The sequence below is a fragment of the Acidiluteibacter ferrifornacis genome, from assembly GCF_009909615.1.
GTDB classification, from domain to species: domain Bacteria; phylum Bacteroidota; class Bacteroidia; order Flavobacteriales_E; family Vicingaceae; genus Acidiluteibacter; species Acidiluteibacter ferrifornacis.
Genome location: NZ_WWNE01000018.1, coordinates 166722 through 178917, shown reverse-complemented (window position 1 = coordinate 178917; position 12196 = coordinate 166722). Strand labels below are relative to the sequence as shown.

Sequence of the window (12196 nt, the reverse complement as noted above, 5' to 3'; positions counted from 1 at the left end):
ATAACACCGCCAAATCGTAGATTTGGCTTTTAAGAATGAATAAGTTAAAACCAAAATACAACGCTTTGGCTCAGTGCAAACTTGAAAGTTCATCGCTTTCTACTGCCCTACTTGCCATATACTAAACGTTGTGGTGCATTAAAACGAACATGAGAAAAAATATTCTAATCATATTACTTTTAGCCTTCTCATCAACCTTTGGACAGACAGATTCGAAGAAAGAGAACTACAAACCTGTAAATTTAGATGAAGCTGTTGAACAATTAAAAATCATTCATCACGACTCAACAAAGCAGAAAATTTTCGCCATGACAGAAGACGAGTTTATGACGGGTGCTCATATGGGACTTGGAATGTGGATGCGAAACAATTGGGGACTTTGGAAAGGAAAAGAACTTGCGGACTATTTTAATTCCATCGGTATTTACCACCCAGATGACATGTCAGGAATTATTCTGACTTCTTACTACAGAGAACTTCAAGGACAAGAGTGGAAAATAGATGAACAGGTTAAATACTATCAAGACTTTTGGAAGAAGTCGAATGAGCATTTCCAAAAGCTTGAGAGCGATACTGCATATCAAAAAATGATTCAGGCAAAGCAAGATTCACTTCAACAAGCTCGGTTCCTTCAAGAAAAGAGTGAATTAACAAAAGGACAAAAGGTCGTTGGTTATCTTGGATATCAATGCCGACTTCTAGACCTTGGAATGAGAAGTAAAATCGAAGGAACTGTTGTAGAATGGACTGCTGATGACAAACTAGTCGTACATATTGACAATTATGTTGAAGCAAATAAAATGAAGCGAGTAAAAAAATGTAATAATGTTCAAAACGACACGGTTATTGTAGAAAACCATAGTTCGTTTCGAATGAAGGAAAAATAAAAAACGACACCACAACAAGGCCTATAGCAAATGCTACTACTCAGAAAACCGAAACTTCAACACTATTTACTCGCCAATTCACATTCGGCGAATTGCCCTGAAAAAAGTAAATTAGTCAATCGCCTTGGTAATTGGCTAACTGCGGTGCAAAACGAAACTGAAATACGAACCAAAACGCACTTGCCATAGCCGAGACGTTGGCAGTCATTAACTAAAACAATGAGATGAAAAAAATATTATTGACATTGCTAATCATACTGTTCTCCTGTATCAGTATTTTAGCTCAAGTAAACTCTAACCACGTAAAGGTTAAAGGATACTATCGTAAAGATGGTACTTATGTTCAGCCTCATTATAGAACAGCTCCAAATTCAACGAATCGCGATAATTTTTCAACAAAAGGTAATACTAATCCTTATACCGGTAAAGCAGGGTGGATAACTCCGGACAACAATGTTAATTATTCAAATAGTACTTCTCACAACTCATATAGAATAAATTATAACTCAAACAAGGCAAGTGAAATTTGCAAATCAAGCACATGCACTAATCATTCTGTTACAAAAACAAACGGGTATCAAACATATTCGACTTCATTTTGTGAATCACATACCCCAATCTGTGAGAATCCTTCTTGTTCAAATCATTCAAGCATTAATTATGGTGGAGTTTACCTGAAATATTGTTCATCTCATACCCATACATGTAAATCAAGTAATTGCTACAACCAAGCCTTGAAAGATAATAGCGGATTTAATTCCTATACTACATACACTAATTACTGCGGGAATCACACACCAAGGTGTCAGAATCCAAGTTGTTCGGACTATGCAAGTACAAATTATAGTGGTGGCTATCAAAAATACTGTTCATCCCATACCCATACATGTAAATCAAGTAATTGCTACAACCAAGCCTTGAAAGATAATAGTNGGAGAAACGTACTGAAAGCAAGCTTAGAACTTCGTAGTTTAGTTCGTCACGGGCGGACAGAAATGCACTTCGAAATTCCCACGTTTCTTAGCTAGAACGTTAGCACCAATTAAAAAATATGACGAAAAAAAATATAGATAAAGGACAAATTTGGATGACTGTTTTTGGAGTTGTTCCAGTAGTACTTTTAATGAACCTTGGGGAGTATTTCTCCAATGACAGTGGAATGCGAATCCTTTATGGTGGATTATTTGGTGGTATTGGAGGTGCAATTGGGTTTGGGCTATATCAAATTGTAAAAGACAAATCGACCTTGATTAAAGGATTAACACTCTCTGCATTGCTTATCATTTCTGTAGTGACTGTTAGGTTAATTCATGTAAACTATTCAGATACTAGACCTACTCTAGCCCAAGAATCAGAATTTAGTACTTGTCCAGTTTGCGGCTACAAAACCTTGACAACAGATGATAAACTCTGTGGAGAATGCTTAGTTGAATTAACGGAAATAGAAATGATTGAAGAAGGATATAGCTCAATAGAAGAATTCATAAAAGAAGAACAAATTTCCTTTTTCACACCGGATTCAATAGTTGAAGATATTGATTTTTTCAACCCAAAAGTATCTGAAGATGGTTACGAAAAGGATTTGTCATGGAAGCCAATTGCTTCTAAAGACACAATTTTAAAATTTAACAAAGAATATGCTGAATACATAAAGAAAAACCCAATTGAAATAACAATTACTGTAGACAGTTTAAAAAAATAAAAAAGCTTGTAACACGGTATATAGCAAATAGGGCGTTCGGTGGTTTTCGAAAGTTCAGTACTATTTACAAACACCGCCAAATCGTTGATTTGGCTTTTAAAATGAATAAATTAAAAACAAAATACAACGTTTTGGCTCAGTGCAAACTTGAAAGTTTATCGCTTTCTACTGCCCTACTTGCCATATACTAAACGTTACAAATCATTGAAAAACTTGATTAAAAAAATATTCTTAATCTCACTATTTTCTATATTTTTTATAGGCTGCAATAACAGTTCTAATAGCAATCCTGAAGTTGATATAATTAAAGACTCTTTAAATCTTAAAAATGATATTTTTAATTTAACAAGTAAAATGCAAGAAAATGACACCGTTTATTTACTTGCAAATGTTTCTGCTTGTATGGTTTGGCAAGTGGAAATGAACCATCTTTTTAAGAAAAATGATACAATCTATGTTGAAACATATCTAAATGGAGATTTTATTGATTCAAGTAATAGTTATTTAGCTAAAGTTCCTTATGTAATTACATTAACTGATTCATTAAACTTTGAAAACTTATTTACTTATTTAGACCTAAAAAATATCAATGATGAAAAAATAAATTCCAATGTGATTACAGTAATTCATAATCTCGATACAGTTAAATATTATTCAAACGGTCTTGGAGACCATTTATATAATATCGAATATTACAACTCAATCAAAAGAAGAATATATCCTAATGCTTCCATCTATCAGCCAATCGAATTAATTCAACCACCTATTCCCGACTCTGCTAATAATAACTTAAATCTTATTAAATAAATTGACATTCAAAAAATACGATAATTTAATTGTTAAGGGTACGTCAATTGAAGTAGATCATATTTTGAAATGTTCGGAATCAGAATTTAAAACCAAAACTCAATCATTGCTAATCTCAGAAGATGATTTAAATCCATTTTCTCTTTCGAAAGCAAGATTCATTGGAAACTTTCATGGTTTTTATGGTAGAGAATTTTCTATCAAGCCTAAAAGTTCATTCTTAAGAACAAAATCTATAAGTAATTCAATTTGGATTAATGGGAAAATTGAGCCATTTGATGAAAATCAAATCTCTATTTCAATTTTATATAATAGAACTGATTTTTTAAAATTAGGTCAAAAGGTGTTAAAATACTCTCTTGGAATTCTTTTATTAATTATCTCAATTAAAACACTTATAAATGCCGAAATTCTAAATTTCATCATTTTTGGTTCAGCAATTTTATTTTTTTATCTTATTGCTATTTTAATTTTTATAGGTCACTGTAAAGACCAAATTAGCTATTTTGAAAATCATTTAATTAAGACTTTTGATAAGTAATTTATGCAATTTAAAAATATATAAATTATACTTACTCAACACATACGGACTTAGTTCTCTGCAAAACTTTCAACCTCACAGCTTTTATTTAACGGCGGGACTGATAACTTTACTGACATTTCATTACCGCTAAATTGCAACTGCCGCACTTCGTATAAACAATTGGACAATTTACAAAGCTCGCTTACGCTACTCATACGGACTAAGTTATTTGCAAAACTTTAAACTTCGCAGCTTTTAGTTACCGGTTTGACTGAGAACAAAGCTCAAAATTTACAGACTGAAAACAAGGCTGATAAAAAAGAAAACGATTTGTAACATTGTATAAAATTAATTAGGCGTCAGCAGGTTATGAAACTTCTACTCTACTTTTTAACTCCACAAAATCTGTTTGCAGATTTCGTAATGTTTGATAATTTACAAAACTGCAAAGCAGTTTTTGCTAATTAGTAAACTGTAAACATTATCTTTACTTATCGTCTAACTAACTTTATACGGGCGTTGTAAAGAATTCCCGAAAATTCAAAAATTTTACTTACCTTTGACGTTAGTAACGTAAAAGATATGGTATTATCCTTTGGCTCAAAAGAGACTGAAAAGATTTGGAACGGAGAAAGAGTTAAGAAACTCCCACTCGAAATACAAAATATCGGTAGGAGAAAATTGAGAATGTTAAATAATTCTCAAGATATTAAAGACTTAAGAGTCCCTCCTTCTAACAGACTTGAGAAGAAAAAAGGAAATCTAAAAGAATATTATGCCATAAGGATTAACGATCAGTGGAGAATAATTTTTAAATGGAATAACGGCAACGCAAGTGACGTTGAGATAATAGATTATCATTAATAAAGTAATTATGGAAAAGCTAAATAACATACATCCAGGAGAAGTCTTACAGTTTGAATTTTTAGAGCCTTTAAAAATATCTGCTTATAAACTTTCTAAAGATTGTCAAATTCCTCAAACAAGAATTTCTGAAATCGTAAAAGGAAATCGAAGAATTACCGCTGATACTGCGTTGAGATTAAGTAAATACTTTGGTAATACTGCTAAATTTTGGCTTGGACTTCAAGATGATTTTGACATTGAGGAAGAAAGAGAAAATAAAGTAGATGAACTCAAAAAAATCAAACTATACAGTGACAGAATAGTTGCTTAGAAAAGCAAACCTTGTTAAAGTAGATTTTAATCAAATAAAATCGCAAGCATTTGCTTTTCAAATTGATGCTTAGTTTCGGTGTAAATGGACTATTTATTTGACTCGAGTATTTTCTTGTGAGTAGTTGACTATAAGAAAAATAACTCTTTACAACACGCTGTATATTGCATTATGGGTAAGGCAGTTCGGTAAGCTAAGTAGTTATTTTCAATCTCGCAAAATCCGCTAGCGGATTTTGTTTTGAAAAGCAATTTACAAAACCGCCAAGCGGTTTTTGCTAAGTGCTAAACTGAAATAGTATCTTTATCAAATCCACAACGCACCATACAGTAACCGTTAGCAATAATAAAAAGTCGACAACAATAAATGAAACACCTGACCTCCTTATTTTTCTTCCTCAATATCTTCAACTTATTTGCCCAATATCCACTTGAGATTCGTTTTCAGCCAGATAGTTCGGTTTATTCATATCAAATCAACGCGAACCCAATTGAAGTTCACACAATTGTATTGCAAAACATAGCGGTTGTTAATACTGGACAAAATAGTCTTGAGATTAATCGACTAACAATTTCTGCATTTAAAGATTCGGTTGAGATTCAAACAACAACAATTCATCAGGGCAAAATAGATAGTTATGCAAATCGTTTACATTCGATTCAAGAGGCAGGTAAGCTAGAGTTTCTTGAAGCAAAACTACAAACGAAAACTTACTTAGAAAACATATATTTTTGCGCTTCCCGTTGGGTGAATGAAAACAACGCAATAGTCATCACAACTTTTCCATTGTTATTCGAAAATCTACCTGATAAAATTGTTGTTTCTGTTTTTGGTTATGATAATCAAGGAAAAGAAGTTGTTTCTACCAATGAAATAAAAGTTATTCAGTACAAATCAAACAATCAATATAGCTTTCCACTCAAAGGAACTTGGTCAGCTTTTGGAGCTCCTAGTTTGAACAGTCATCACAGATGGGTAGGCATTCAAGAGTTTTCATATGACTTCATTAAAATGGATAAAAATGGTAATTCTCATAAAAAAGATGGTAGTAAATTCAAGCAATACTATGCTTATGGAGAAGATGTAGTTTCTGTTGGAGATGGTAAAGTTGTTTCTGTTATCAATGCAATTGAAGAATCAGACATTTTGCTACAATCAGAAGATAGTGATGAACATTGGATGAAAGTAAAAGCGTTGCAAAATGAATTGATGCAAAAAGGGTTTGAGTACGTTCTAGGAAATCATGTTATTATAGAACACGCAAATGGTGAGTATTCATATTATATGCATCTCAAGACAAATAGTATAACCGTACAAGTTGGGGATACAATTAAAAAAGGACTAAAAATAGGAGAATTGGGGCAAAGTGGTATGAGTTCTGAACCTCACTTGCATTTTCAACTTTCAGACAGCCCAGACATATTGAAATCAAGATGTTTGCCAATTGTATTCTCAAATATTGGTGATAAAAATTGGAACATTCTATATGGAGAAATCATTAAAACTGATAATTAAAAATCTATTGCTAACATTGTATAAGCGGCATTAAAACGACCGCTTATACCAAACCGTTGTGCTTAATTAAAAATAAATGAAACATCTTTTCACATCCATACTTGCATTCAGCTTTTTTCTTTTTGGTTATGGGCAGTCAACCCCTAGTATTATGGGCAGTGATGCAGTAGAAATTGTCGATGAGCTTTCAACCAAAATATTGTCTGATTATCTATATCCAAAAAAGGCTGAAATTATAGCTACAAGATTAAATAATTACAGAAACCAGTTGATCAGCAATGAAATGATTGAAACTAAGGTATTCACTGATGACGTAAACGCAATAATGTTTGATGCAACTAAAGATCATCATTTAAAATTCTATTTCGACCAACAAAAATTTGAGACATTTCAAGAAAAAAATCAAACAATCATAGATTCACTCGAACGAGAACAATATCGTAGAGTAAATTTTGGCGTTCAGAAAGTTGAGAACCTTACTAATAATATTGGTCTGCTTCGTCTGAACAAATTTCAACGGTATGAAGATGTGCAAGAAGTTCTGCTTGGTGCAATGATGACACTTGCGAATTCTGATGCCGTGATTATCGACCTTAGAATTAATGGAGGAGGAGATGGAAGAACGAAAGAATATTTAGAGGCATTCTTCTTATCTAAAGAGGAGTATTTTAACCGTGAGACTGAGTTTATAAATACAACAGAGTATAGAGCGATTAAAGGATCCTGTTCAATCTGTAGCCAGCTAGAAAGAGTTCCATTATATATTTTAACCGGAAATGGCACATTCTCCGCAGCAGAAGGTTTCTGTTATGACATACAACAGTCAGGTCGAGGTCAAATTATCGGAACTAAGACCAAAGGAGGAGGTCACTCAGGTTCTAGTATTGCTTTGAAAAATGGATTTTTAGTATTCATACCTATCAGTGGTAAAAGCTCTCCAATTGAAGGTATAGGGATAATACCTAATCAAGAAACGCGTGAAGATCTAGCTCTCCTAGCCGCAAAAAAGCGAATCATTGATGACTTCATTTCCGAATGTTCTGATTCAAATCTTCTCCAACAATACAAATGGAATAGCCAGACTATCAATGCCTATCTTGCTAATCACCAACTGAGTAATCAAATACTAGAATCTTTTGAGGGTGAATACAGTGCAGGGTTTTCTGTGAAAGTTATTGATAGCAATTTGTATCTAGTAAATGACGAGAAGGAAATGAAATCTAAGCTAATCGCAATTGACGAGGGCTATTTCATTGCAAGTGAGAAAAATGATTTTGGAGAAGGAAATTATAGAATTCAGTTCCTCAATGATGGTCAAGCTAAACTGCAAGTGAATCTAGGAGTCAAGGTTGCGGAAATGCCACTTAAAAAGAAAAACTAAGCACAACAAAGCCTATAAGCAATAACGCCCTTCGGGACGCCAATGCTCATAGCCAAACCGTTAGCCACTATTTAAAACCAGACAAATTGGGACTATTTGATAAACTCTTCGGAAAGACCAAAATTGACTCATCTCAACAAGAACCTGAACAAGCAGTAATTATACGTTTTCGTTATGGAATTGACGGACTTGAACCATTACATCGACTTGAAAAGCAATTAGAAGAGAGAATTGAAAAAGAAGGTGTTGGAGAGTATGACGGACATGAAATAGCTACAGACTACAGTGACGGTTTTTTATATATGTACGGACCAAACGCTGAAACGCTCTTTAAAACTGTACAATCGACTTTGGAGAATTCCGACTTCATGAAAGGAGCGATTGCAAAATTAAGATTTGGACCTCCTGAAGAAGGGGTTAAAGAAATCCAAGTGAAATTGAATGAATAAAAAAAAAACAGTAGCTAACAAAGGCTAAGCTTCAGGCGGGTTGACGGCTTGCCTCAAGGTTTTTGCTTATCTGCTATCTTTGGTCACGGCCGACAGGTTAGCGTTTGTAAAATCCGCCCGAAAGCTTAGCCAAACCTTTAGCTGCAATTTCAAATGGACATTCAAACTACTATAAAATATCTAGACTTTGTTGCTGCTGAATGCGAGAGGCATTTAAAGGATGGGAGTGTTTCAGATGATGAACTGAATCAACTAATAATTGAATTTCAAAGGTTTCAAGATAAGGTTAAACAGTCTAGTATTCCGTATGAATTAAAAAATGAAATTCAGACATTTAAATTTGATTATAGTTCAAAGAAAGTAAAAAGGAGTTCCGTAATTATGATAATATCTATACTGACTTTTGGCAGTTGGGCATATTTTCTAGAGATGAGAAGACAAAAAAAACGAAAGGAAACTTTGGAAGACTTAAAACGAAACTCTTCAACTCTAGGATATAAGATCAAATTGAACTATTAAGAATGCATTATAAATCAAAAATAAGAGGATGGAAAAGAAGATTATATCATATTGAAAATTGGTATAAAAACAATACCTATCCTGACTTTGAAGCTTTTGAAAAATATTATGAAGATTACGTAAAAATTAGAATCGACCCTTGGAATAGGGTTTGTGAAAGGAATCCTCCACATTGGTACTCAAAAGCAATTCTAGCAAGGTTAATAGACATATATGACAGATGGGAAATTGAATATGAAAAGCAAAACAAACTATTTGATCTTCAAATTTGGATAAATGACCCTAATTTTATTAGAAGTCAAATAGTTTGTGCGAAAGTTGACAAGGAAGGAATAAAAAGGAACAATTATTTCAGAAAAGCCAATGAACAAACTATATTCCCAAAATCAAAATGGAATTCAAAAGTTTATGATTTAGATAAATTCGTTTTTGAGGAATATATGGATGAGGACTTTGCTTTCGAAAACATAGAGAATTTAGAGCCAGATGATATAAAAGAGCTAATTGAGGAAGGATATCAAAAAGATGAAATTACTATTGATGGTAAACCTGAAACTAGATACAGTAAAAGAGTTGGAAGTGTGTGGATTGGAAGAAAAAAAGCAGCTAACATTAAATATAGTGCATAGTGAGTCAGCAGGTTAAGAAAGTTAATTTACTCTCTGATACTCCGTAAAATTCGCTCCCGATAGCTATCGGGACGAATTTTGGAGAAAAGAAAATGTATCGGTGCTCTGGAGATTGGTAATGGAATTTAAAGAGTCTTTTATAGAAAGTATTTTTAGGATTCGTTCATGAAAAATCAAGAAAAGAACATGAAAAAACAATTAAAGTTTATCAAAAAATAGTGTAACTCATGTATCTTTAACTTTGTAACGCATGTATCTTAACGAACAGTGAAAGAACAACCATTTATCGATTGACAATATTTAAATGACAATAATGAAGAAACCAATTTTAATAGTTTTGACACTTGCGACGACCTTTTGTCTAGGATTCGCTTTTAAGTCAATATCAACAAATAACAACGATAATAATATGAAAAAGGTAACAGGAATTGGCGGCGTATTTTTTAAATGCAAAGACCCAAAGTCGACAACAGAATGGTATCAAAAACACCTTGGACTTGATACTAATCCATATGGTGCGACTTTTGAATGGTATGAAAGTCCTGACAGTACAACTAAAGCTCAAACACAATGGACACCATTTGCCCAAGACTCAAAATATTTTGACAAGGGATTTATGATTTGTTACCGAGTTGAAAACCTAGAAACACTCGTTGAAGAATTGAAAAAAGAAGGCGTAACCATTGTGGACAAAATTGAAACGTACGACTATGGCAAGTTTGTTCATATCCTTGACGGAGAAGGAAACAAGGTTCAACTTTGGGAAGCAATAGACTAAATAGCAGGCAAAAAGCTGAAATTGAACGAACCAAAAAATACCTAACCGCTAACATTGTATAACCGACAATTGGCTTGTGATAAAGTATTAAGAGTGAAAAGTCCAAACTCGATCAATATAGCAGGTATCGTTAGAACTTGTACTGAAAAGGACATTCAAATTGAACTGATTAATTATTAAATTGATGAAACTTAATCAAATCTACTATTCAATCAGCTAGTTATAAATATGACCAACAAAAAAATCCCACATTGCAAAGCAATGTGGGATTTTCTGCTCTAGTGATCGAGACAGGATTCGAACCTGTGACCGTCTGCTTAGAAGGCAGATGCTCTATCCAGCTGAGCTACTCGACCATTTTTTAAGACTTTGACGTCTTTCAAAAAGGAATGCAAAGAAACTACTTTCTTTAGTTTTATACAATATCTTTTTGCCAAATATTTAAATATTTTTTAATCCACTCATATATTGATATTTATATACCAAAACAAGCACCTTACTGCTTTCAATTGGCGTACTTCTCAACAGAAAGAAAGTTAATTTCAAGTTAAGATTTGTTCAACAATAAAAAATACCCTCCATGTGGTATTGTAATTCCTTTTCATCAGTCCTAGTTTTGCAACCGAAAACCTTATTTAGAATCAGTTTAAATAAAAATAAGCTCAACTATGAACCCTAGATTTAATTTCAAACAATTGATTTTCCCTGCTTTAATAGCAGCAACACTTACCGCTTGTGACAGCGATGATGATCAAGTAACTCCTGATATTTCTGTACCTACACCTGCTACTTATGAGTTTAGTAGAAATGGTGCTTCTTCAGTGTCTTATTCAGGACAGACCGACCGATTGAATCAGTTGGTAGAAATGAAAGCGGTGTTAAAAACTGGAGATAATGGAAGTTTGGTAGCTGAGTCTACTTTACTAGATATGTTTGAAAACACCAATAATAATGGTAATGGTAATTTTAGCTTTACTTCTACCAAACAGTTAGCCGATAAAACCTTTGCACCAGATGTTTCATTTTATAAATCTCTTTTTGCTGAAGTGGAATTAGCGAGTACAAATGGTGCTAACAACATTACGGCATCAAATGGTACTGCAGGATTATTACAAAGAAGTAATGGAAACACCATCCTTGTTAGCGACAGTGGGTTTGAATTTACCCAAGTATTTGAAAAAGGAATGATGGGTTCATTAATTATGTATCAGATTTCTAATGTATACACAACTGATGAGAAAATTGGAAACAGTGTAGACAACACAAATTTAGAAGAGGGAAGTAATTATACTAAAATGGAGCACCATATGGATGAGGCGTTTGGCTATTATGGAGCTCCTGTGAATTTTAGTTCAGCATACGATGGCAGTGAATCTCCTAAATTTTGGGCTGCATATAGTGAAGAGTTGAATGCTAATACCGGTTCAATCGATGCAATCATGAATGCTTATAAAACTGCTCGTCAAGCCATTGTGATGAAACAATACACTGAAAGAAATGCGCAGATTCAAGTGTTAAACGAATCTTTAGAGCGTTTGGCAGCTGCGGCAGCGGTTCATTATGTAAACTCAGCTCTAAATGCTACTACAGATGGAGATCGAATGCATGTTCTTTCGGAATTAGTTGGATTTGCTAAAGCATTAAAATTCGGTCATCCTAATTATAGAAAAATAACATTACAAGAGGTGGAACAATTGATTGAAAACAATATTGGGAAAAACCTATGGAATGTTACAACTAATGGGTTAAACAATCTAAAAACGGAAATCAGCGGTAGATATAATTTGAATGCTGTTAAAGACATTCTTTAAAATCTTACTTCTCCATTT

Annotated in this window: 13 protein-coding genes and 1 tRNA gene; 13 read left to right on the top strand and 1 reads right to left on the bottom strand. The window is 33.3% G+C overall.

The features are described 5' to 3' along the window. Positions 1-149 precede the first annotated feature (149 nt). The 12 genes from GQN54_RS14880 (at position 150) to GQN54_RS14825 (ending at position 10367) form a co-directional block, all read left to right on the top strand. A complete protein-coding gene (locus tag GQN54_RS14880) occupies positions 150-887 on the top strand; it encodes a DUF6794 domain-containing protein (RefSeq protein ID WP_160634355.1) in 738 nt (245 codons plus the stop codon). 1051 nt (positions 888-1938) lie between these two features. After that, entirely contained in the window at positions 1939-2589 is a 651-nt protein-coding gene (locus tag GQN54_RS14875) for a hypothetical protein (RefSeq protein ID WP_160634354.1), read from the top strand. Positions 2590-2943: 354 nt separating this feature from the next. Continuing rightward, positions 2944-3396 (top strand): hypothetical protein, encoded by a 453-nt coding sequence (locus GQN54_RS14870; protein WP_160634353.1) that lies wholly within the window; start codon positions 2944-2946, stop codon positions 3394-3396. Between the two features lies 1 nt (position 3397). Beyond that, a complete protein-coding gene (locus GQN54_RS14865) occupies positions 3398-3937 on the top strand; it encodes a hypothetical protein (RefSeq protein WP_160634352.1) in 540 nt (179 codons plus the stop codon). Positions 3938-4501: 564 nt separating this feature from the next. Continuing rightward, positions 4502-4783: a type II toxin-antitoxin system RelE/ParE family toxin gene (locus tag GQN54_RS14860; RefSeq protein ID WP_160634351.1), complete on the top strand. Its 282-nt coding sequence runs from the start codon at positions 4502-4504 to the stop codon at positions 4781-4783. A 10-nt stretch (positions 4784-4793) separates the two neighbouring features. Further along, entirely contained in the window at positions 4794-5096 is a 303-nt protein-coding gene (locus GQN54_RS14855; protein ID WP_160634350.1) for a HigA family addiction module antitoxin, read from the top strand. A 366-nt stretch (positions 5097-5462) separates the two neighbouring features. Beyond that, positions 5463-6611 carry a M23 family metallopeptidase gene (locus GQN54_RS14850; protein WP_160634349.1) on the top strand — a complete coding sequence of 383 codons (1149 nt, stop codon included), beginning with the start codon at positions 5463-5465 and terminating at the stop codon, positions 6609-6611. 76 nt (positions 6612-6687) lie between these two features. Next, positions 6688-7992 carry a S41 family peptidase gene (locus GQN54_RS14845; protein ID WP_160634348.1) on the top strand — a complete coding sequence of 435 codons (1305 nt, stop codon included), beginning with the start codon at positions 6688-6690 and terminating at the stop codon, positions 7990-7992. An 86-nt stretch (positions 7993-8078) separates the two neighbouring features. Then, complete coding sequence (locus tag GQN54_RS14840) at positions 8079-8441, top strand: hypothetical protein (RefSeq protein ID WP_160634347.1); 363 nt, start codon at positions 8079-8081, stop codon at positions 8439-8441. Between the two features lie 153 nt (positions 8442-8594). After that, positions 8595-8960: a hypothetical protein gene (locus tag GQN54_RS14835; protein WP_160634346.1), complete on the top strand. Its 366-nt coding sequence runs from the start codon at positions 8595-8597 to the stop codon at positions 8958-8960. A 2-nt stretch (positions 8961-8962) separates the two neighbouring features. After that, a complete protein-coding gene (locus tag GQN54_RS14830; RefSeq protein ID WP_160634345.1) occupies positions 8963-9589 on the top strand; it encodes a hypothetical protein in 627 nt (208 codons plus the stop codon). A 313-nt stretch (positions 9590-9902) separates the two neighbouring features. Beyond that, on the top strand, positions 9903-10367 hold the full coding sequence (locus GQN54_RS14825) for a VOC family protein (protein ID WP_317163993.1): 465 nt from the start codon (positions 9903-9905) through the stop codon (positions 10365-10367). Between the two features lie 282 nt (positions 10368-10649). Here the strand turns inward: GQN54_RS14825 and GQN54_RS14820 are convergent. Continuing rightward, positions 10650-10723: transfer RNA gene (locus GQN54_RS14820), tRNA-Arg, on the bottom strand. Positions 10724-11035: 312 nt separating this feature from the next. On the opposite strand from GQN54_RS14820, the gene GQN54_RS14815 reads away from it, so the two are divergent. Next, the gene (locus GQN54_RS14815; RefSeq protein ID WP_160634344.1) at positions 11036-12178 is read left to right on the top strand and encodes a DUF4856 domain-containing protein; all 1143 of its coding nucleotides are present in this window, start codon (positions 11036-11038) and stop codon (positions 12176-12178) included. Positions 12179-12196: the final 18 nt, after the last annotated feature.